At 59.9% G+C, this 20,453-nt stretch carries 19 protein-coding genes; 12 read left to right on the top strand and 7 right to left on the bottom strand.

Annotation, left to right across the window (positions count from 1 at the left end; translation table 11 throughout):
• Nucleotides 1-89 precede the first annotated feature (89 nt).
• The 5 genes from NRB16_RS10390 to NRB16_RS10370 all read left to right on the top strand — a co-directional run bounded on the left by NRB16_RS10390 (nucleotide 90) and on the right by NRB16_RS10370 (nucleotide 5,552).
• The gene (locus NRB16_RS10390; protein ID WP_045482436.1) at nucleotides 90-836 is read left to right on the top strand and encodes an amino acid ABC transporter permease; all 747 of its coding nucleotides are present in this window, start codon (nucleotides 90-92) and stop codon (nucleotides 834-836) included.
• Entirely contained in the window at nucleotides 833-1,501 is a 669-nt protein-coding gene (locus NRB16_RS10385) for an amino acid ABC transporter permease (RefSeq protein WP_253142414.1), read from the top strand. The genes NRB16_RS10390 and NRB16_RS10385 overlap by 4 nt, the downstream gene beginning before the upstream one ends.
• On the top strand, nucleotides 1,498-2,232 hold the full coding sequence (locus NRB16_RS10380; RefSeq protein ID WP_045482442.1) for an amino acid ABC transporter ATP-binding protein: 735 nt from the start codon (nucleotides 1,498-1,500) through the stop codon (nucleotides 2,230-2,232). The genes NRB16_RS10385 and NRB16_RS10380 overlap by 4 nt, the downstream gene beginning before the upstream one ends.
• A 61-nt stretch (nucleotides 2,233-2,293) precedes the next feature.
• A complete protein-coding gene (locus tag NRB16_RS10375; RefSeq protein WP_253116903.1) occupies nucleotides 2,294-4,210 on the top strand; it encodes an ATP-binding protein in 1,917 nt (638 codons plus the stop codon).
• Nucleotides 4,211-4,220: 10 nt separating this feature from the next.
• Entirely contained in the window at nucleotides 4,221-5,552 is a 1,332-nt protein-coding gene (locus NRB16_RS10370; protein WP_257106101.1) for a sigma-54 dependent transcriptional regulator, read from the top strand.
• A 64-nt stretch (nucleotides 5,553-5,616) separates the two neighbouring features.
• Here NRB16_RS10370 and NRB16_RS10365 read toward each other — a convergent pair whose 3' ends face one another.
• Together NRB16_RS10365 and NRB16_RS10360 are read right to left on the bottom strand one after the other, a co-directional pair.
• Complete coding sequence (locus tag NRB16_RS10365) at nucleotides 5,617-6,258, bottom strand: DsbA family oxidoreductase (protein WP_257106100.1); 642 nt, start codon at nucleotides 6,256-6,258, stop codon at nucleotides 5,617-5,619.
• Nucleotides 6,259-6,440: 182 nt separating this feature from the next.
• On the bottom strand, nucleotides 6,441-7,433 hold the full coding sequence (locus NRB16_RS10360; RefSeq protein ID WP_257106099.1) for an alpha/beta fold hydrolase: 993 nt from the start codon (nucleotides 7,431-7,433) through the stop codon (nucleotides 6,441-6,443).
• 232 nt (nucleotides 7,434-7,665) lie between these two features.
• On the opposite strand from NRB16_RS10360, the gene metR reads away from it, so the two are divergent.
• Complete coding sequence (metR, locus tag NRB16_RS10355; RefSeq protein ID WP_045482457.1) at nucleotides 7,666-8,583, top strand: transcriptional regulator MetR; 918 nt, start codon at nucleotides 7,666-7,668, stop codon at nucleotides 8,581-8,583.
• Here the strand turns inward: metR and NRB16_RS10350 are convergent, their stop codons facing one another.
• The 3 genes from NRB16_RS10350 to NRB16_RS10340 all read right to left on the bottom strand — a co-directional run bounded on the left by NRB16_RS10350 (nucleotide 8,584) and on the right by NRB16_RS10340 (nucleotide 10,532).
• A complete protein-coding gene (locus NRB16_RS10350; protein ID WP_257106098.1) occupies nucleotides 8,584-8,988 on the bottom strand; it encodes an NUDIX domain-containing protein in 405 nt (134 codons plus the stop codon).
• Complete coding sequence (gene ddlA, locus NRB16_RS10345) at nucleotides 8,985-10,076, bottom strand: D-alanine--D-alanine ligase (RefSeq protein ID WP_045482463.1); 1,092 nt, start codon at nucleotides 10,074-10,076, stop codon at nucleotides 8,985-8,987. Before ddlA ends, NRB16_RS10350 begins: the two co-directional genes overlap by 4 nt.
• A gap of 180 nt (nucleotides 10,077-10,256) precedes the next feature.
• Nucleotides 10,257-10,532, bottom strand: a complete 276-nt coding sequence (locus NRB16_RS10340) for a type B 50S ribosomal protein L31 (RefSeq protein WP_045482469.1) — start codon at nucleotides 10,530-10,532, stop codon at nucleotides 10,257-10,259.
• Nucleotides 10,533-10,915: 383 nt separating this feature from the next.
• Between NRB16_RS10340 and NRB16_RS10335 the strand changes: the two genes are divergently transcribed.
• The 3 genes from NRB16_RS10335 (at nucleotide 10,916) to NRB16_RS10325 (ending at nucleotide 13,423) form a co-directional block, all read left to right on the top strand.
• Entirely contained in the window at nucleotides 10,916-11,302 is a 387-nt protein-coding gene (locus tag NRB16_RS10335) for a hypothetical protein (protein ID WP_045482472.1), read from the top strand.
• A gap of 198 nt (nucleotides 11,303-11,500) precedes the next feature.
• Nucleotides 11,501-12,658 (top strand): OpgC domain-containing protein, encoded by a 1,158-nt coding sequence (locus NRB16_RS10330; RefSeq protein ID WP_257106097.1) that lies wholly within the window; start codon nucleotides 11,501-11,503, stop codon nucleotides 12,656-12,658.
• A 60-nt stretch (nucleotides 12,659-12,718) separates the two neighbouring features.
• On the top strand, nucleotides 12,719-13,423 hold the full coding sequence (locus tag NRB16_RS10325; RefSeq protein WP_052483340.1) for a hypothetical protein: 705 nt from the start codon (nucleotides 12,719-12,721) through the stop codon (nucleotides 13,421-13,423).
• Nucleotides 13,424-13,468: 45 nt separating this feature from the next.
• On the opposite strand, the gene NRB16_RS10320 is transcribed toward NRB16_RS10325, so the two are convergent.
• A complete protein-coding gene (locus NRB16_RS10320; RefSeq protein ID WP_257106096.1) occupies nucleotides 13,469-14,401 on the bottom strand; it encodes a hypothetical protein in 933 nt (310 codons plus the stop codon).
• Between the two features lie 250 nt (nucleotides 14,402-14,651).
• On the opposite strand from NRB16_RS10320, the gene NRB16_RS10315 reads away from it, so the two are divergent.
• Entirely contained in the window at nucleotides 14,652-15,449 is a 798-nt protein-coding gene (locus NRB16_RS10315; protein WP_257106095.1) for a hypothetical protein, read from the top strand.
• A 6-nt stretch (nucleotides 15,450-15,455) separates the two neighbouring features.
• On the opposite strand, the gene NRB16_RS10310 is transcribed toward NRB16_RS10315, so the two are convergent.
• Nucleotides 15,456-16,385 (bottom strand): LysR substrate-binding domain-containing protein, encoded by a 930-nt coding sequence (locus NRB16_RS10310; protein ID WP_257106094.1) that lies wholly within the window; start codon nucleotides 16,383-16,385, stop codon nucleotides 15,456-15,458.
• A gap of 117 nt (nucleotides 16,386-16,502) precedes the next feature.
• Between NRB16_RS10310 and NRB16_RS10305 the strand changes: the two genes are divergently transcribed.
• Both NRB16_RS10305 and NRB16_RS10300 read left to right on the top strand, forming a co-directional pair.
• Nucleotides 16,503-17,123, top strand: a complete 621-nt coding sequence (locus tag NRB16_RS10305) for a LysE family translocator (protein WP_257106093.1) — start codon at nucleotides 16,503-16,505, stop codon at nucleotides 17,121-17,123.
• 88 nt (nucleotides 17,124-17,211) lie between these two features.
• Nucleotides 17,212-20,340 carry a transglycosylase domain-containing protein gene (locus NRB16_RS10300; protein ID WP_257106092.1) on the top strand — a complete coding sequence of 1,043 codons (3,129 nt, stop codon included), beginning with the start codon at nucleotides 17,212-17,214 and terminating at the stop codon, nucleotides 20,338-20,340.
• Nucleotides 20,341-20,453 lie beyond the last annotated feature (113 nt).

The raw sequence follows: 20,453 nt of genomic DNA, 5'->3' as shown, positions 1-20,453 counted from the left end.
TCAATGGTTGACGTGCATTCGCCTGAAAGGATTCGAGCACCACGCATGCGTGCATCTCGATCGACATCGAACAAGAGGGGGAGACCCTGATGAATTACAACTGGGACTGGAGTGTGTTCTTCAAGTCCACGGGCATTGGTGACGAGATCTATCTGGACTGGTTCATTTCCGGTCTGGGCTGGACCATCGGCATCGCGCTCGTCGCCTGGATCATCGCACTGACCCTGGGATCGGTGCTGGGGATCATGCGTACGCTGCCCAATCGTTTCCTGTCGGGCATCGCCACAGCTTATGTGGAAATTTTCCGTAATGTACCGCTGCTCGTGCAGCTGTTCATGTGGTACTTCCTGGTGCCAGACCTGCTGCCTGAAGGCCTGCAGGAGTGGTACAAGCAAGACCTCAACCCCACCACCTCGGCCTTCATCAGCGTGGTGATCTGCCTGGGTCTGTTCACCGCCGCGCGGGTCTGTGAACAGGTGCGTACCGGTATCGAAGCGCTGCCGCGTGGCCAGGAATCGGCCGCACGGGCCATGGGTTTCAGGCTGTCGCAGATCTACTGGAACGTCCTGCTGCCGCAAGCCTACCGGATCATCATTCCGCCGCTCACCTCGGAATTCTTGAACGTGTTCAAGAACTCTTCGGTGGCCTCGCTGATCGGCCTGATGGAACTGCTGGCGCAAACCAAACAGACCGCCGAGTTCTCGGCCAACCTGTTCGAAGCCTTCACCCTGGCGACCCTGATCTACTTCACTCTGAACATGAGCCTGATGCTGCTGATGCGCCTGATCGAGAAGAAAGTAGCGGTGCCCGGCCTGATTTCCGTAGGGGGTAAATGATGGATTTCAGTGGAATCATCCCTGCCCTGCCGGGCCTGTGGAACGGCATGCTCATGACCCTGCAACTGATGGCGCTGGGTGTCGTCGGCGGTATTGCCCTGGGTACTGTGCTGGCCCTGATGCGACTGGGCTCGAACAAGATTCTGGCCAATATCGCCGGTGCCTACGTCAACTACTTCCGCTCGATCCCGCTGCTGCTGGTGATCACCTGGTTCTACCTGGCGGTGCCGTTCGTGCTGCGCTGGATCACCGGCGAAGACACGCCAATCGGTGCGTTCACCTCCTGCGTCATCGCGTTCATGATGTTTGAGGCGGCTTACTTCTGTGAAATCGTCCGCGCCGGTGTGCAGTCGATCTCCAAGGGGCAGATGGGCGCTGCCAAGGCGCTGGGCATGACCTACGGGCAGATGATGCGCCTGATCATTCTGCCGCAGGCGTTCCGCAAGATGACCCCGCTGCTGCTGCAGCAGAGCATCATCCTGTTCCAGGACACCTCGCTGGTCTACGCCGTCGGTCTGGTGGACTTCCTCAATGCTGCCCGCGCCAATGGCGACATTATTGGCCGCGCCAATGAGTTCCTGGTTTTCGCCGGTCTTGTGTACTTCACGATCAGCTTCGCCGCCTCGTTCCTGGTGAAGCGTCTGCAAAAAAGGTTCGCCGTATGATTACCATCAAAAATGTTAACAAGTGGTATGGGGATTTCCAGGTTCTGACCGATTGCAGCACCGACGTCAAAAAGGGCGAAGTGGTGGTGGTCTGCGGCCCGTCCGGTTCCGGCAAATCGACGCTGATCAAGTGCGTGAACGCCCTGGAGCCATTCCAGAAAGGCGACATCGTGGTCGATGGCACCTCCATCGCCGATCCGAAGACCAACCTGCCGAAACTGCGTTCGCGGGTCGGCATGGTGTTCCAGCATTTCGAACTGTTCCCGCACCTGTCGATTGTCGACAACCTGACCATCGCACAGATCAAGGTATTGGGTCGCAGCAAGGAAGAGGCCACCAAAAAAGGCCTGCAACTGCTTGAGCGCGTGGGCCTGTCGGCACATGCCAACAAGCACCCTGGGCAATTGTCCGGCGGCCAGCAACAGCGTGTCGCGATTGCCCGTGCCCTGGCCATGGACCCGATCGTGATGCTGTTCGACGAGCCGACCTCGGCGCTGGACCCGGAAATGGTCAACGAAGTGCTCGACGTGATGGTGCAACTGGCCCACGAAGGCATGACCATGATGTGCGTAACCCACGAGATGGGCTTTGCCCGCAAGGTTGCCGACCGGGTGATCTTCATGGACAAAGGCCAGATCATTGAAGACTGCGCCAAGGAAGAGTTCTTTGGTGACGTGAGCGCACGCTCCGAGCGTACTCAGCAGTTCCTCGCCAAGATCCTGCAACACTAAGCAAAGCCAGCGACCGGCTACCTGTACGCTACGGGTAGCTGGTCGCGTTGGGACGACTGTGATGAAATGCGACCCCTCTCTTTATCGCGCTGCTCCGCCATCACTCGCCGTGAAACCCCGTCTGATCCGTCAACTGTTTCTGCCGCCGCTGATCCTGATCCTGGTCATCGCCATGGGCTATGGCGCCTATCGGGTCAGTGAGCATCACGGCATCCAGAACCTCAGCGAAAGTGGCGCCCGCCAGCTGGAACTGCATGCCCGCACAGTTGAGAGCGAAATCAGCAAGTACACCTATCTGCCCAGCATTCTGGAACTGGAAGACAGCGTCGGCCAGTTGCTCACCGAACCCACCCCTCAATTGCAGAACCAGGTCAACAGTTACCTGGAAGGCCTGAACCGCCGCAGCCGCAGTCGCGCCATCTATGTGCTGGACACCACCGGACGGGTCATGGCCACCAGCAACTGGCGCGACAGCGACAGCTATCAGGGTGAAGACCTGTCGTTTCGCGCCTACTTTCAGGATGCCGTGCGCGGCCAGCCCGGACGCTTCTATGGGATCGGCACGACGATTGGCGAGTCAGGTTATTACCTGGCCCACGGCCTGGAAGACAAAGGCCGGATCATTGGCGTGGCCGTCGTCAAGGTACGCCTGGAAACCCTTGAAGAACGCTGGCAACGCGCCCGCCTGGAAGCCTTCGTCAGCGATGAGAACGGCATCATCATTCTCTCCAGCGACCCGGCCCGGCGGCTCAAATCGGTCCGCCCGCTGACCCCGACCATCAAGGAGCGCCTGGCACGCAGCCTGCAATATTACTGGTGGCCGCTCAATGAGCTGGTGCCGCTGGAACGCCAGAGCCTGACCGAAGGGGTCGAAGAGCTGACCTTCCCGGCCAACGCCAGTGTCGACCGCGAACACACCCAGGTCAGCTACCTGGCCCAGACCCGGCCATTGAGTGATACCCCTTGGCACCTGACCTTGCTCACGCCGCTGGAAGACCTGCGCCGCGAAGCCGCCAACCAGGGCATGCTGGTGGCGGTGGCCTGCGCGCTGGTGACCTTCCTGCTGATTGCCTGGAACGAGCGACGCAAGGTGATCGCCACCCGGCTGGCCGCCCGTGAGGCGCTGGAGGCTGCCAACGACGAGCTGGAACGCAAGATCACCGAACGCACCGAACACCTGCGCGCCAGCAACGAACGCCTCAAGGCGCAGATCCGGGAGCGGCGCCAGGCTGAAGAAACCTTGCGCAAAGCCCAGGACGAACTGGTCCAGGCCGGCAAACTGGCAGCCATCGGTCAGATGTCCACCAGCATTGCCCATGAGCTGAATCAGCCACTGGCCGCCTTGCGCACCCTGTCGGGCAACACCGTTCGGTTCCTCGAACGTGGCGCCCTGGACACCGCAACCACCAACCTGCGCACCATCAATGACCTGGTCGACCGCATGGGCCGTATCACCGCCAGCCTGCGCGCTTTCGCCCGACGCGGCGAAGACAAAGGCCAGGCACAACTGGACAAGGCCGTGGACGCGGCCCTGCAATTGCTGGCCGGACGCCTGGAAACCAGCCCGGTCAAACTGCACCGCGACCTGGCCGAGGCCACCCTGGGTATCGACCAGACCCGCCTGGAGCAGATTCTGGTCAACCTGATCGGTAACGCGGTGGATGCCATGCAGGCGCAGCCGCAAGCCGAACTGTGGCTGGTCGGCCAGGTGGTCGATCAGCGCTATCGGCTGAGCGTGCGTGACAACGGCCCCGGCGTCGATCCCGAGGCACGTCGGCACCTGTTCGAGCCGTTTTTCACCACCAAACCGGGCGACCAGGGTCTGGGCCTGGGCCTGACCCTGTCGGCCAGCCTGGCCGCCGCTGCCGGCGGCAGCCTGAGCGCCGAACACCCCGACGATGGCGGCGCGCTGTTTATCCTCAGTCTGCCGCTGCTTGACCACCCGGCCGGCCAACCCGACCCGTACGCGTCTACCTGAGAGCACTGCCATGAACATCAATCACAACCTGACAGTGCTGATCGTCGAAGACGACCCCCATGTGCTACTGGGCTGCCAACAGGCACTGGCCCTGGAAGATATTGCCAGCGAAGGCGTGGGCAGCGCAGAAGAAGCCCTGGCGCGGGTCGGCAGCGACTTTGCCGGTATCGTCATCAGCGATATCCGCCTGCCCGGCATCAATGGCCTGGAACTGCTGGAACGACTCAAGGCCATCGACGCCAGCCTGCCGGTGGTGCTGATTACCGGCCATGGCGATATCACCATGGCGGTCAATGCCATGCGCGATGGCGCCTACGATTTCATGGAAAAGCCCTTCTCTCCCGAACGGCTGGTGGACGTCACGCGCCGGGCACTGGAGCAACGCGGCCTGGCCCGCGAGGTCTGGGCGTTGCGTCGGCAACTGGCCGAGCGCGACAGCCTGGAAGGCAAGATCATCGGCCGCTCAGCGGCCATGCACAATCTGCGCGAGCTGATCGCCAACGTGGCCGATACCTCCGCCAACGTGCTGATCGAAGGCGAGACCGGCACCGGCAAAGAACTGGTCGCCCGTTGCCTGCACGATTTCAGCCGGCGCCGTGACCATCAATTCGTGGCGCTGAACTGCGGCGGCCTGGCCGAGAGCCTGTTCGAGTCAGAGATTTTCGGTCACGAAGCCAACGCCTTCACTGGCGCCGGCAAACGACGGATCGGCAAGATCGAGCATGCGCATAAGGGCACACTGTTTCTCGATGAAGTCGAAAGCATGCCGATCCCGTTGCAGATCAAGCTGCTGCGGGTCTTGCAGGAACGTACCCTGGAGCGGCTGGGTTCGAACCAGGCAGTCGAGGTCGACTGCCGGGTGATCGCCGCCACCAAGTTCGATCTTGATGTGTCGAGCAGGGCCGGGCAGTTTCGCAGCGACCTGTATTACCGGCTCAACGTGGTGACTCTGGAGTTGCCGCCACTGCGCGAGCGCCGCGAGGATATTCTGCAACTGTTCGAGCACTTCCTGCAGTTGTCGGCGCTGCGCTTTGATCGCGAGCCACGCGCCATTGACCGCCAGACGTTGTCGAGTTTGATGAGCCATGACTGGCCAGGCAATGTGCGGGAACTGCGCAATGTCGCCGAACGTTATGCACTGGGCCTGCCGGCATTCAAAAACAGCAGCAGCCGCGATGCGGAAAGCCCGCGCCTGAGCTTTGCCGAAGCCGTGGAAGCCTTTGAGCGGAACATGCTCAGCGAAGCCTTGCAGCACAGTGGCGGCAACCTCAGCCAGGCCAGCCAGGAGCTGGGCATGGCCAAGACGACGCTGTTCGACAAGGTTAAAAAGTACGGGTTGTAAAGGCAGTGGCAAGCTGCAAGGGAACAGCGTCGTCTTCGCTTGCAGGTCGGCTGCCCGATAAAGATCAGGCGGCGATGATCTGGCGGATCGCGCCGACGAACACATCCACCGGCTGACCACCCGAGACGGCGTACTGCTCGTTGAAGATGATGGTCGGCACTGAACTGACGCCGCGGGTGATCCACAGTTGTTCGAGTTCACGCACTTCGGCGGCGAACTGACCCGAGGCCAGGACCTCTTCGGCGCGCAGCCGGTCGAGCCCGACCCGTTGCGCCAGATCGGCCAGGGTAGCGCGGTCTGAAGGGTTTTTCAGGTCGGTGAAGTAGGCCTTGAACAAGGCGTGTTTCAGCGCCAGCTGTTTGCCTTCTTGCTCGGCCCAGTGCAGCAGTCGATGGGCGTCGAAGGTGTTGTAGATGCGGCGCTCGCCGCTGGCAAAATCAAAACCCAGTTCAGCACCGCGCTCGCGGATGGTGGTGTGGATCGCTTCGATCTGCTCGGGGCTTGAGCCATATTTCTCGGCGATGTGTTCCTTGATGTCCTGACCTTCGGCAGGCATGGTCGGGTTCAGCTCATAAGGCTGCAAGTGAATCTGTGCGCTGACTTCGCTGCCCAGTTGCGCCAAGGCCTGCTCCAGTGCTTGCAGGCCGATGATGCACCAGGGGCAGGAGATGTCAGACACGAAGTCGATTTTCAGGGGTGTGCTCATGGGGTGGGCCTTGGTCTGAAGACAAAGGCTCACCATACACCCTCGGGGCTGATCCGGGCACTTGGAGGCGCGAGCTTGCTCGCGAAGGCTTCTTGTAATGTGCAGAAATCATGAGTGCAGTTGTCTGGACTGCGGGTTGCGCCCCGCCGGGAGCCGATTCGACGGCCGGCGGCAGAGCGTTGTTAAAGCTTCGCCATATGCCAGCCCTGATCATGTTGCGCCCGCAGGTAAGGCAGCACGGCGGCGAGCAGCGGGGCTTTGAAGGCTTCCTGGAAGCGGTGGGCGAAGCCAGGGATCAGTTTCAACTGGCTGCCACGAATGTGCGCGGCCAGGTGGACGCCGTGCATCACCGGTAGCAGCGGGTCGGCGGTGCCGTGTACCACCAGAGTCGGGACACGCAGGCGGTTGAGCAGCTCGACCCGGCTGGGTTCAGCCAGGATGGCGGCGATCTGGCGTTTGACGCCTTCGGGGTTGAATGCACGGTCGTAGGCGATCGCGGCCTGTTGCAGCAGTTGCCCACGATCATCCTTGACCCGCGGGCTGCCCAGCGCAGCAAGCAAGTCGGCCTGTTGTTGCAGCGCCGCTTCGCGATTGGGTGCACTGCGGCGGGCCAGTTGTTGAAGCAAGGCGGCATCCGGCATGGGCAGACCTTCGGCGCCTGAGCTGCTCATCACCAGAGTCAGGCTTTCGACACGCTGGGGGGCTTGATCGGCCAGATGCTGGGCAATCATCCCGCCCATGCTCGCGCCCAGCACATGGAAACGACTGACGTTCAACTGGTCCATCAGGCCCAGCGCGTCGTCGGCCATATCGCTCAGCGAATAAGGCGCCGACACCGGCAAACCGAGTTTGAAACGCAGCACTTCGAACGCCAGGTTGACCTCCGATACCGGCTTGACCCAGCTCGACAACCCGACGTCACGGTTGTCATAGCGAATCACCCGAAAACCCTGCTGACACAGGGCAACCACCACTTCGTCGGGCCAGTGAATCAACTGCCCGCCCAGGCCCATGACCAGCAGCAGGGTCGGGTCGGTCGGTTCGCCGACGCTCTGCCAAGCGATCCGTACATCCTTGAGTTGAGCCAGTTGCACCGGCGTGCCGACATCACATTTTGCGACAGCAAAAGACGGCCAGCCGCAGAGCAAGGCGGCCAGAAGGAAAAAAATGCGCATTGGAAGAAACACCGAAAAACAGAACCCCAGTAAGCCGCCAGTCTGATGATGTTTTCAGGATCGCGCTGCCACACTTGCGTGACAGTTTGATGAACCGGGACGAGTGGCAAAGCTATCTGCAAGCCTCAAGCGACTGGCTTCAAGCAAAAGCTGACCTCGACAACAGGCAGATCATGAGACAAACTCACGCCGTTGAATTTTTAATCAAATTATTTTCATGGAGCTTGCCCCGGTGCTGGAGATTCGTCACCTCAAGACGCTGCATGCCCTGCGCGAAGCCGACAGCCTGGTCGAGGCGGCTGAGCGCCTCCATCTGACCCAGTCGGCGTTGTCGCATCAGTTCAAGGAGCTTGAGGAACGGCTGGGCATGACCCTGTTCGTGCGCAAGACCAAACCGGTGCGTTTCACCAGTGCCGGGCTGCGGCTGTTGCAACTGGCCGACTCGGTGTTGCCGCAGCTGCGCGGCGCCGAGCGGGATCTGTCGCGTCTGGCCGGCGGCACGGCGGGCCGCCTGCATATGGCGATCGAATGCCATAGCTGCTTCCAGTGGCTGATGCCGACCATCGACCAGTTCCGCGATGCCTGGCCGGAGGTCGAGCTGGACCTGTCGTCAGGGTTCTCCTTCGCCCCCCTGCCCGCGCTGGCGCGTGGTGACCTGGACCTGGTGGTGACCTCCGACCCGCTGGAGCTGCCAGGCCTGACTTACGTCCCGCTGTTCACTTATGAAGCCATGCTCGCTGTCGCCAATCAGCATGCGCTGGCCAGCCGCCCGTACATCCTGGCGCACGACCTGCTCAACGAGACATTGATCACCTACCCGGTGGAACGTGACCGGCTGGATATCTTCACCCGTTTTCTGGAGCCGGCCGACGTCGAACCGGCCCAGGTGCGCACTTCGGAACTGACCGTGATGATGATGCAACTGGTGGCCAGCGGCCGTGGCGTGTGCGGGCTGCCGCACTGGGCGCTGCATGAGTACAGCTCGCGTGGCTATGTGAAGGCCAAACGGCTGGGCGAAAAGGGTCTGTTTGCGACCCTTTACGCCGCCGTGCGCACCGACATGCTCGACGCACCGTACATGCGCGACTTCTTGCTGACCGCCAAGGACACCTCGTTCTCGACCCTTGATGGTGTCAGCGCAGTACGTTGATCAGCCCGGCAGGGTCTGCCAGTACTGCGGCAGGATCTGGTCGCGGGTCAGCGGTGCCAGCTCCAGCGCAGCACTGCTGCGGGCATCGACCCACTGCACTTCTTCGATTTCTGCCGCAGGCTGCACGGCATGATCGCAGTTCACGCGAAACAGCTGGCAGCGCACCTCGAAACCCGGCTCGTTGGCGGCGGCTGCCCTGAACTCACCGAGAAACACCGCCTGGTCCGGCTCGATCCGCAGGGCCAGCTCTTCTTCCAGCTCGCGCATCAATGCCCGTAGCGCTGGCTCACCGGCTTCGATCTTGCCGCCCGGCTGCATAAAAGCCCGGGTGCCGCGCTTGCGCACCAGCAGCGTCCGGCCATCAGCCGCGACCAACAGGGCAGCGGCAATGTCGATGACCTTCACAGGCTGATATCCCGTTTCAACAGAGCAGCCTCTGCACCCCGTTCCAGCGCCAGGTCAATCAAACGGTCAATCAGCCCGGCATAGGTCAGGCCGCTGGCCTGCCACAGTTTGGGATACATGCTGATCGAGGTGAAACCCGGGATGGTATTGATCTCGTTGATCGCAATGTCGCCCTGATCGGTGACGAAGAAATCCACCCGCGACAGACCGGCACAGCCCAGTACCCGGTAAGCCCGCAGCGCCACTTCACGGACCCGCCCGGCCAATTCTTCGCTCAGTTGCGCAGGAATGTCGGTGCGTGCCTGGCCGTCATTGAGGTACTTGGTGTCGTAGGCGTAGAACTCATCGTTGGCGACCACTTCACCACAGACACTGGCCTGCGGCTCGCGATTGCCGAGCACCGCACATTCCACTTCACGGCCGCTCATGCCTTGCTCGATCAGCACCTTGTGATCGTACTCGAAGGCCAGCGCCAGCGCGGCCTGGAAGCCGGCTGCATCGGTGACCTTGCTGACCCCAACCGAAGACCCCTGGCTGGCCGGCTTGATGAACATCGGCAAGCCCAGTTGCGCGCTCACCTCGGCAAAACCGATGCTCTCACCACGTTGCACAACCACGAACGGCGCGACGTCGATCCCGGCATCGCGCAACAGCCGCTTGGTCACGTCCTTGTCCATACACGCTGCCGAACCCAGCACATCCGGGCCCACGAACGGGATCGCCAGCATGCGCAACAGGCCTTGCAACGCGCCGTCTTCACCAAAGGCGCCGTGAATCAGCGCAAACACCACATCGATGCGCGCCAGGGCCTGGCCGGATTCGACATCCAGCAATTGCCCGCCGGTACTGCCAGGCAGTAACGCCAAGGGGCGGCCGGCCGTGCTCAGTGCGATACGCGCCGGGTCACCTGGGTTGACCAGATAATCGCTTTCATCGAAGCGCAGCCAGCGGCCTTGCTTGTCGATGCCAATCAGGGTCAGGTCGTAGCGGCCACGGTCGATGGCGTTGATGACGTTGCGTGCCGACTGCAACGACACTTCATGCTCGCTCGACTGACCGCCGAACATGATGGCGACTGATTTTTTCAAAGCGCGGTACTCCTGATTTTTCAGGCCGCGAAGATAGAAGCAATACCGAGGGGAGTCCAGAGGGCGGGCGGTCGCAGGCGGCAAAAGCCGGAAAAAAGATGCCGGGCGGTCAATTCTGCCCGCCCGGCCAAGCCACTGCAGCCACGGCTGCAAGTGAGAGGTGATCGTATGAGGGGCTGCTCAGGTGTCAGCGCCCGGACGGGTGGCCGAGCCAAAGCCGGCAAAGCGCTTGTTGAAGCCGGCGATACGGCCTTCAGTGGTGGTCTTGCGTTGCTGGCCGGTATACACCGGGTGCGAGGCGCTGGAGACATCAAGGGCCACGTAAGGGTAAGTCTGGCCATCGCTGTGCTGCTGGGTACGGGTGGTCTCAACGGTGGAGCCGATCAGGTAGAACACGTCGGCCGCAGTGTCGTGGAACAGCACAGTACGATAGTCGGGATGGATACCAGGTTTCATGACAGCTCCGGAGATCAGGTTTCAATATATGTTATACAGTAACATAATCTATCCAGAAATGATTATCAACTTTTCGCCGAACTCCCGCTGCCTCGCTTGATCGAATAGTCAGTAATCGCTAATGTCCATGTACGGTTCACCCTGACCTGTAAGAAATGTCGGCGAGTGCAGCCAGTTTCAGTCCTGCCCCCAGCCGATGGATAGGCACGACACCGGCATTCAGTGACACTGACGCCTGCTCCGCCCAGACAACCGTCATGGCTGAGCCGTTCAGGATTGTGTCGGCACATCGGTTGCCTTGATCTGCTGAGCAATCCCGCACGTGCGAGCCGCATTCAGGCTCGCAGAGCCTGGCGCACGACACTTTCTCAGCAGGATCCGCCATGTCCGACACCGCAATGCACTATGAACTCCCGCAGCATGCCCACACCCGCCTGCTCGAAGCCCGCGATTCATTGCGGCTGCTCGACAGCTACGTGAACAAGACCGATGTCCTGTGCAACCCGTCGATGCTGATTGGTTATGTGTCGATGCTGCAAAGCGCTTTGCAGGAAGTCATCAACGCCAGCACACCGGCCGAGCCCCGCAACACCTTCATACGCAAGGCCGATGAACTGGGGTTCGTTGCGCTGAACCCCAAGGAACAACATCTGATCGAGCAATTGCGCTGGATCAGCCTGGAAGGCCGTGAGGATGTGTATGCCATGGCCACGCGGATCCGGCATATCAAACCCTGGGTGCGCGAAGCCGAGCCGAGCGACAACACCTGACGGCTCCAGCGCCGACAGGGCCAGCCACGACAACGTCATGGCGACACTTTGAGACATTCTGCAATAGCGCAATTTTGCAATTGCCGTAGAATCCGGCCACTCTGCGTGGCCGCCCGGCTGTTTTTGATTGACGCGAGGCAACCAAGGAGGGCGCCCTCCGGTCTTCATATTCACCGACTTCTCCAAGAGCACACCGTTATGACTAACGGACGCGATCTTCGTATCGACTTCTTCCGGGGCCTGGCCCTGATTTTCATTTTCTGGGACCACGTGCCAGACAACCCGCTGGCCCAGTTGACGGTGCGCAACTTCGGTTTCAGCGACGCCGCAGAGATCTTCGTATTCCTGGCCGGCTACGCCTCTATCCTTGCTTATGGCCGTATCTATCAGCGCGACGGCTGGCTGGTTTCGAGCATCCGCATCCTGCGGCGTACCTGGGTGCTGTATGTGGTGCATATCTTCCTGCTCACCCTGCTGATGGGCATCGTCTTCGTGGCCAACAACTACGTCGACACCCGCGACATGATCCAGCAGATGGGCCTGCAACATTTTGTCGGCAACCCGCAACAGGCCTTGGCCGATGAGCTGCTGCTGCGCTTCAAGCCCAACCTCACCGACCCGTTACCGCTCTACATCCTGTTGCTGCTGGCGCTGCCCCTGTATCTGCCGCTGATGCTGCGCCGTATCGAGCTGGCGGTGGCGGCCTCGGTAGTGCTGTACATGATGGTCCCGCTGTACGGCTGGAACCTGCGCTCCTACGAGGGCGGTGGCGTGTGGTACTTCAACCCGGTCGCCTGGCAACTGGTGTTTGTCCTCGGTGGCGCCCTGGCCTTGTATAACCAGCGTCCGCAGCCACCTGAGCAGCGCCCGCTGAGCCAGCAACCACTGTTTATCCTGGCGGCGATCTATCTGATTATCGCCGGCGTACTGACCTTCAATGAAAAGTGGCCAGCAGTGCATGCGGCGCTAGTCTCCGCCCTGCATCTGGAAGGCCTGTACCCGATCAGCAAAACCGACCTGGCACCACCACGCCTGCTGCACTTCGTGGCAATGGTCTATGTGGTCGCCAAACTGCTGCCACGCCACAGCGACTGGCTGAACAACTGGCCGGCGCAGCAGACCTGCCTGATGGGTCGTTACTCGCTGGAGATCTTCTGCCTGGGCGTGCTGCTCGCCCCGCTGGCCGACGCCGCCAACGCCTTGGCCGGCGACACCTGGTCGATGCGGATCATCACCGCCCTGCTCGGCCTGGGCCTGATGATGCTGATGGCCAACGGTCTGGAGCTCAACAAGCGCCTGGGTAATGGCAAGCCGGTAGCCCAGACGAGCAAAAAACTGCGGACGGCTTCGCGCTGAGTGATGTTTCGGAAAAGTCCTACTGCATAATCAGGTCAGGCTCCCGGGAGCCTGGCCGTTATGCCGGAAGTGACCATTCCACAAGAGGACATCACTTTGAACGGTATCGATACTTCAGCCAATTACCTGAACCAGCAGCAACGGGTCTGGCGCCCTCCCCTGCCCCCTACGCCATCTAGCTCCAATGAAATCAGCCAGGCCCTCGTGGACAAATCCACGTCGCCAAAGTCTGCCACCGACAGTTTCTATCAATACGAAGAACAACCGTGGCTGAATGAGAGTGGCGAAGGCGCGATCTGCGCCAAGACGATGTACCTGCGGTATCAGCACGCCGCCAGCATGATAGATCTGGCTTTAATGCACGTATGCTATGCAGATATTCGTAACAAACTGTACGATACCCATCCAGAGTTGGCTGCAAAAAAGTTTGGCTTTACGCTGGATGAAAGCGCCAACCTGATGATTCTCGACTACGACAATACCCTGTCGCATCAGGAGCGAGACTTTCTCGGTAATCTCCTGAACAACCATGCAAACTTGAAAGGACTGGCACAGCGTCACGCCAAGGTCATGATGACGCTGCTTGACCACGACACCGATACTTTTGGCAATCGTTACAGCCTGACACTGGATAACTTCAGGCACACGATTGATTACGCAAAGATCCTGGAGCAAGGACCAGGAAAAATGCATAAGGAGTGGATCCGCCAAGTACATAACAACGCTGAAACACGCGACGCTTCAAACCTGCATATCGAGGCTTGAAGCGTGCGCCCCTGATCAGGCCACCCTGATCAGGGTTGACTATCATCAATTATTTGGTCTCACGCTTTTCACCAACTTCTGGCTGCAGATATGCCCTAAAAAGAACACATGGGGCTGCTCCGCCTTTGACGATCGCAATGCATTGCTAGCAGAATATCCAGCCACAAGATAATGACTTTTCCAAGTGTTAAAGCCTTGCTGTTTATGAACAAAACTCTCGGCTTCATAACCACCTGTACAACGTCCCAATTCGACCATTTTGGATGCCTGCCCCTTCTCATCACTGATCAGAGAAAACCTGATTTCCGGCCGCACATGCTCCTTGTACCCCAGAGAAAATGCGGCAACACCCCCTGCAAGCGGCACGTTTTTGCTATCAGTGAAGCGAACATCCAGTAGAGCTTGTTTATAAGCCTGCGTAGCAAGCCACGCCGGTACTGTTCTGCCTCCCGAAATCCTGATAACACCTGCCTCGTCATGCAGGTCATACTTCAGAACAGGCAACGATCCAAATGCGAGGTTGTAACTACCAGCAGGAACCTCGCCAGGAACCGCAGGTGAGACCCTGACAATCATCTCGTGACCCGGTTGCAGCCCTGAAAAAACGACCTCTTCCGAGGTCAGCTGTTTCCATTCGTCATTTTCTCGGTACTCGATTTTCCATGGGTTCTTGTGCGGCATCGCGTTACCGGGCGTGGATAGCAGGATATCCTGCCCGCGAAGGGCAACGAACCCGTAGTAATGAACCGGGTTTTGCTTGCTCAAATGGTCAGAGATCGAACTGATTTTGTCAGGCAAAACAGTGAAGCGAGGTTGGGAAGACTCGCCAGTACCCCCATTGTCGATTTGCCCGGTTGCGGTCTGAGCAAGAGGCTCTGGAGCCAGACCTTCAGCGACTGCACAGGTGGTGTGAGCAGAGCATATAAAACCCGACAACATAATGACCGCAATCATTTCTTTTTTTAGATAGTTCATCATTCAATCCTCAATCGATTAAAGCACGATATTTATCGTACCCATTGAGGACCTAATCGATATTCGGGACACCGTTCAAGTCAAAAACATACAAGCTGAAAATTCCTACAACCCAAACAGACCACGACAAGACCATCAGAATTCGACACACCTCACAGCATTAAAACAACCGGAAATCTCCTACACCTTTATCAGGACAAGTTCTCATGATCCCTGCCGTTACTCAGGACATTCACCCAATGAGTAAACTGCCATGAAAATTCGCCCTGCCGTAAACCTCGCTCCGAACATTCTTGATGCAATGCACCGGGCCGCCCAAGACACCACGGTGCAGGAACCCTCCAATAAAGAAGTCGCTGCGCCCCAATACTCGATGGTCAATGCCTGGCCCGGCAGAACATTTTTGAAAGTCGATGTTCAGCCACGAACTTGTAACCTTTCAGAAGCCCCAGCCTTAAAAGCGGATAAATCATCAAGCTTTTATGAATACACACCCACGCCTTGGCGATCGACCGCTTCCGTGGACAAGGATACTTGCGATCTTACGGACAGTTTTGACGAGGCAAGCCGTGCGTTTTATCTCAATAGTGTCATTGAGCGTTCCAGCCTTGCTCTGAACGCCATGTGCGATGACTACTATGAGTTTCGCCGTCAGTTAGCCTTCCTGAACCCTGAGCTGGCGGACAAATATTTCGGCTTTACCTTGGGCCCTGACCTGAAAATCAAGGTGACTGATCCCGATGAGGTACTGACACCCGCCGAACTGAGCTACCTGACCGAAAAGCTCAACGAACGCGAGACACTGAAAGAAAACCTGCACCAACATGCCCGTACCGTCATGGAACTGGTCGATCACCTCGCGGAACTATTTGGCGCTGGCTATGTGGTGGATCTGCAGAACTATCACAAGATCATCGACTACGGGCAAATTTTCACCCGTAACAGCATTGGCAATTTCATGGATACCTGGGCGTATCAGGTTGAACGCCATGCCCAAAGGCGTGAAGCCACTGAGGAGCCTCGGGGGCATCATGTCGATATCAAAGCCTGAATACCTTCACTTCAGATACTGCAAAAACTCTTCGAACTCTTGGGCAATCACCGGCGCCTCGCCCAACAGATAATCGCGCAACTCACGCATCTGCCGCGCCTTGGGGCTGGTCTTCAGCCACACCAGATAGTAAGCATCGCCGGTGGCCACGACCTGGCGCAGTGGCAGGTGCAATCGCCCATCAGCCACTTCCTGAGCCGCCAGCAGCAGGTCGACCACGGAAACGCCCAGCCCCTGAGTGGCGGCGCTGATGCCCTGGTCCAGGGTGTCGAACAGCTGCCCGCGCTCAAGACTCACCAGATCCTGGGCTCCGACCCGGCTCAGCCAGCGGCGCCAGTCACGCCGGTCGGCAGACGGGTGCAGCAGTTCGACGCTGTTCAGTTGTGCCAGCTCGACGCCTTCGGCAGGCAAATAGTCGGGCCGGCAGACCGGCACCAGCCACTCATCAAACAGCTTGCAGCTTTCGATGTCGGCGCCAAAGTGCCCGGCGCCGAGCAGGATCGCGCAGTCGTAGGGTTCGGCATAAAGGTCAACGCTGTCGATGTCCATCCAGACACTGGAGAGCTGCACTTCGCTGTGCTGGCCGGCTTTTCTGAAACGATCAAGCGCCTTGAGCAACCAGCGGATGGTCAGGGTGGACGGTGCTTTGAGACGGACAATGTTACGGCTGCTCTTGAGCAGTGCGCAGGCGTTTTCGATGATCTTGAAGCCGGCCTTCAATTCATTGGCCAACAGGCGCCCCTGCTCGGTGAGGCGCAGGCGTGGGCCGTGGCGCTCGAACAGCTCGCAGTCGAACAACGATTCAAGGTTCTTGACGTGATGGCTGACTGCGCTCTGGGTCACTGACAGTTCTTGCGCGGCTTTGCTGAACGAGCCGTGTCGGGCGGCGATTTCAAACGCGCGAAGGGCGTAGAGCGCGGTAATACGTTCGCTCATGCAAACATCCATGATGAGTTGAACTCATAGTAGGTCAGAAGCCAACCCGTTTTACAACGTGGGTTCCTGACTTAACAATTCGCGCCTTTCATAAATAAAACTCACCGGGTGCCGACTGTGAACACCGCCTTGCTACTGAGCTACGTCCTTACCGTGTCGCTACTGATCGCAACCCCTGGGCCGGTGGTGGCGCTGGTGGTCAATACCGCAAGCCGGAGTGGGCCGAAACGCGCCATGGCCACCGCGCTTGGCAGCAATTGGGGTTCACTGGTACTGATCGGCGTGGCGGCCTGGCTCATCATCGCCAGCGCAGCACTCGATACCCGGCTGCTGAGCCTGCTCAGCTTGCTGGGCTGTGTAGTGATCGGTTATCTGGCGGTCGGCAGCCTGCGCGAGGCGATGGTATGCGAGACGGCGACCCAGCCGATCAGCCCGGCGACCCAAGGCGGCTTGCTGCAAGGTTTTGTGGTGGGCATTTGCAACCCCAAGGACATCATTTTCTTTGTCTCGTTTTTTCCGCAGTTTCTTCAGGTCAGCCACTCATTGAAGACCAGCCTGGCAGTGCTGTCGCTGCTGTGGGTGCTTATCGACCTGCTGATACTGGGGGCCTGGATCATGATCGCCGGGCGCCTGAGCAAAGCGGGCAACAGCCGGTTGATCAGCCTGTGTTCCGGCGTTGCGCTGTTGTTGATCGCGCTGCTAGGCCTTGCTTACAACCTGCGTGCGCTGTGGGCATAGAACCGATTGCCGGACAATTTCCGTCGTACCGCGTCGTCAGCGTCTAAGCTTGTGGCAAGTGCGTTGAGAGGGCCGGGGCCAATCGATTATGGGCGTATTACGGCATTCCGATAGCGGGCACCAGAAGACCCAGGCCGACCCGAATGACAACCGGCCACAGCAGCCCCCTCCACGCCGCAAGCGGTATGGCTGGCGAGTGTTCTGGGTCTTGGTGGTGATGGGGGGGGTGGCGCTTGGCGTGGCGATCGAACACGAAACCCGCAGTTCACGCCTGCAAGCCCAGGAAATCAGCCGCTTTGCCGCCCGCCTGAGCTGGTCGATGCAACCCGGCCCGAGCAATCAGCGCATCTATCCCGGTGAAGGCCCGTTCGACAAGCGTCTGGGCTATTCGGCGCTCGACCAGTTTCTGCCACGGCTGCTCAAACGCGACTACCTGATTACCGAACAGACCCGCTTCTCGCCGGAGTTGATGCGCTACGCCGAACACGGCTTCTTCGTGCCCTACCAGGAAAAGATCCAGGCCGGGCTGACCATCACTGATTGCCGTGCAGCGCCGCTGTATCAGTTCCATTATCCGCAGCAGTTGTACCCCGACTTCGCGTCTATTCCGCCGCTGGTGGTACAGAGTCTGTTGTTCATCGAAAACCGCAATCTGCTCGACCCGCAGCAACCGCTGGCCAACCCGGCAGTGGACTGGCCGCGTTTCGTCAAGGCGGCCTGGTCACAGGTTGCCAAGCTGCTGTCGTTGCCCGGCCAGTCGGCCGGCGGCAGTACCCTGGCGACCCAACTGGAAAAGTACCGCCACTCGCCCGACGGGCTGACCCTGACCGGCGCCGAAAAACTACGCCAGATGTTCTCTGCCAGCGTGCGGGCCTATCAGGCCGGTGAGCACACCCTGGAGGCACGGCAGAACGTCGTGCGCGATTATCTCAACAGCGTACCGCTGTCGGCAGTACCCGGACACGGTGAAGTCCACGGTCTGGCTGAAGGGTTGCGGGTCTGGTTTGGTGCCGACTTCCAGAGCAGCAACCAGCACCTCAATGCCCCGGCCGAAACCGCCAAGGCGCTGGCGGCCAAGGCTCTGGCGTTGCGTGAAGTGCTGTCACTGGTGATCGCCCAGCGCCGTCCTTCGCATTATCTGTCCAGGGGCCGCCACGAACTGGCCGAGCTGACCGACAGCCATATCCGCCTGCTGGCCAATGCCGGGGTGCTCGACCGGCAACTGGCCGACGCGACCCTGGCCGCGCAGGTGACCTACCGCGACTGGCAGCAACAACCGACCTGGCAACCCATGGAAGGTAACAAGGGCATCAGCGTCGCGCGCAGTCGGCTGTCGAGCATGCTCGACCGGCCCTTCTATGACCTGGACCGTCTCGACCTGTCGGCCACCACCACCTTGCAGGGCGAGTTGCAGGACAAGGTGACCCAGTACCTGCGCCAACTGGCCGATCCGGCATTTGCCGCCAGCCTGGGTCTTATCGGCGAGCGCCTGTTGAGCCCGGCCAGCACCGCCCAGGTGCGCTACAGTTTTACCCTGTTCGAGCGCAGCGCCGACGGTTTTCGGGTCCGTATCCAGACCGACAGCACCGACCAACCCTTCGACATCAACGAAGGCAGCAAGCTGGAACTGGGCTCTACCGCCAAGCTGCGGGTACTGACCACTTACCTTGAAATCATCGCCGAACTGCATCAACGCTATGCCGGCATGAGCGCGCCCGAGCTGCGTAAAGTCCCGGTGGAAGCGCCGGACCTGCTGACCCGCTGGGCTGTCGATTACCTGATCCAGAACCCGGACCGCGACCTGCCGAAAATGCTCAGTGCCGCGCTGGACCGACGCTACTCGGCCAGCCCTGGCGAGCGTTTCTTCACCGGCGGCGGCCTGCATCGCTTCAACAATTTTCGCCGTGAAGACAACGGCCGGCTGCCGACCCTGCGCGAATCCCTGCGCGAGTCGATCAACCTGCCGTTCATTCGCCTGATGCGCGATGTGGTGCGCTACAGCACTTATCAGGCACCGGGTAATAGCGCTGAGTTGCTCAAGGATGACAGCGACCCTCGGCGTCAGGAATACCTGAGCCAGTTTGCCGACCGCGAAGGCCGGGTGTTCCTGCTGCGCTTCTGGAAGCGCTACAAGGACAAGACCACCCAGCAACGCCTGGAAACCTTCCTCGATGGCATGCGCCCGACCGCCTCGCGGCTGGCAGCAGTGCACCGCTATCTGCTGCCGGCGGCGGATCAGGCCACCTTCAACAACTTCGTGCGAGCCCATCTGGCTGACGGCGAGGCGGCCAAGGTGACTGAAAAACGCCTCAACGAGCTGTATAGCAGCTATGGCCCCGGTGCCTACGACCTGCCCGACCAGGGCTACATTGCCCGAGTGCACCCGCTGGACCTGTGGCTGGTGGGCTATCTGCTCAACCACCCCGAAGCGCAGTTCCGCGACGCCGTGGCGGCCAGTGTCCACGAGCGCCAGGAGGTCTATAGCTGGCTGTTCAAGAGCCGTCATAAAAGCGCACGCGACAGCCGGATTCGCACCATGATGGAGGTCGAAGCCTTCCTGGATATCGAGCAGCGCTGGCAGCGCCTAGGTTATCCGTTCGATCATCTGGTGCCGTCACTGGCCACCGCCATCGGCAGTTCCGGCGACCGCCCGGCAGCGCTGGCCGAACTGATCGGCATCATCCAGAACGACGGCATTCGCCTGCCCACCGTACGCATCGACAGCTTGCATTTTGCCGAGGGTACGCCCTACGAAACCCGTCTGGTCACCAACCCGGAGCTGGGTAAAAGGGTGCTGCCCTCGGCGGTGGCAACGGCCATGCGCGAAGCCTTGTCTGAAGTGGTCGACGGCGGCACCGCCAAACGCATTCAGGGCTCGTTCAAGCTGCAGGACGGCAGCAACCTGATCATGGGCGGCAAGACCGGCACTGGCGACAACCGTATCCAGAGCATGAGCGCAGGCGGGCACGTGCTGCAATCACGAGCCATCAACCGCACCGCCACCTTCGTGTTTTATCTGGGCGACAACCACTTCGGCACCCTCACCGCCTACGTGCCAGGCCGCGCTGCCGAAGGGTTTCGCTTCACCTCGGCACTGCCGGTGCAGGTGCTCAAGGGGATGGCGCCGTTCCTCACGCCTTACCTGGAACAGCATGGTCAGGCCATGTGCGCGGCGCCGCCAGCCGGCCCCGCTGTCGCCGGTTCAGGAGCGCAGTGATAGCTCAGTACTTCGCCCAAGATGATTCACCCAAGATGAGAATGACTCCGGATAAAGTGCTTGCGAAATCGTAAAGATATATCTTAAGGTATATCTAAACGTAAACGGAGAAG

The organism is Pseudomonas sp. LJDD11, from assembly GCF_024584215.1.
In the GTDB taxonomy this organism is placed as follows: domain Bacteria; phylum Pseudomonadota; class Gammaproteobacteria; order Pseudomonadales; family Pseudomonadaceae; genus Aquipseudomonas.
The sequence above is the reverse complement of the archived record's forward strand: the minus strand, read 5'-3'. Positions and strand labels throughout refer to the sequence as shown.

Excerpts from the sequence above, each read along its gene's own strand:
- NRB16_RS10385 (WP_253142414.1), top strand. The coding sequence starts at position 833 with ATGATGGATTTCAGTGGAATCATCCCTGCCCTGCCGGGCCTGTGGAAC.
- NRB16_RS10375 (WP_253116903.1), top strand. The coding sequence starts at position 2,294 with ATGAAATGCGACCCCTCTCTTTATCGCGCTGCTCCGCCATCACTCGCC.
- NRB16_RS10320 (WP_257106096.1), bottom strand. The coding sequence starts at position 14,401 with ATGATGAACTATCTAAAAAAAGAAATGATTGCGGTCATTATGTTGTCG.
- NRB16_RS10310 (WP_257106094.1), bottom strand. The coding sequence starts at position 16,385 with ATGAGCGAACGTATTACCGCGCTCTACGCCCTTCGCGCGTTTGAAATC.
- NRB16_RS10365 (WP_257106100.1), bottom strand. The coding sequence starts at position 6,258 with ATGAGCACACCCCTGAAAATCGACTTCGTGTCTGACATCTCCTGCCCC.
- NRB16_RS10335 (WP_045482472.1), top strand. The coding sequence starts at position 10,916 with ATGTCCGACACCGCAATGCACTATGAACTCCCGCAGCATGCCCACACC.
- NRB16_RS10360 (WP_257106099.1), bottom strand. The coding sequence starts at position 7,433 with ATGCGCATTTTTTTCCTTCTGGCCGCCTTGCTCTGCGGCTGGCCGTCT.
- NRB16_RS10300 (WP_257106092.1), top strand. The coding sequence starts at position 17,212 with ATGGGCGTATTACGGCATTCCGATAGCGGGCACCAGAAGACCCAGGCC.
- NRB16_RS10340 (WP_045482469.1), bottom strand. The coding sequence starts at position 10,532 with ATGAAACCTGGTATCCATCCCGACTATCGTACTGTGCTGTTCCACGAC.
- NRB16_RS10370 (WP_257106101.1), top strand. The coding sequence starts at position 4,221 with ATGAACATCAATCACAACCTGACAGTGCTGATCGTCGAAGACGACCCC.
- NRB16_RS10330 (WP_257106097.1), top strand. The coding sequence starts at position 11,501 with ATGACTAACGGACGCGATCTTCGTATCGACTTCTTCCGGGGCCTGGCC.
- NRB16_RS10315 (WP_257106095.1), top strand. The coding sequence starts at position 14,652 with ATGAAAATTCGCCCTGCCGTAAACCTCGCTCCGAACATTCTTGATGCA.
- NRB16_RS10380 (WP_045482442.1), top strand. The coding sequence starts at position 1,498 with ATGATTACCATCAAAAATGTTAACAAGTGGTATGGGGATTTCCAGGTT.
- NRB16_RS10325 (WP_052483340.1), top strand. The coding sequence starts at position 12,719 with ATGCCGGAAGTGACCATTCCACAAGAGGACATCACTTTGAACGGTATC.
- NRB16_RS10390 (WP_045482436.1), top strand. The coding sequence starts at position 90 with ATGAATTACAACTGGGACTGGAGTGTGTTCTTCAAGTCCACGGGCATT.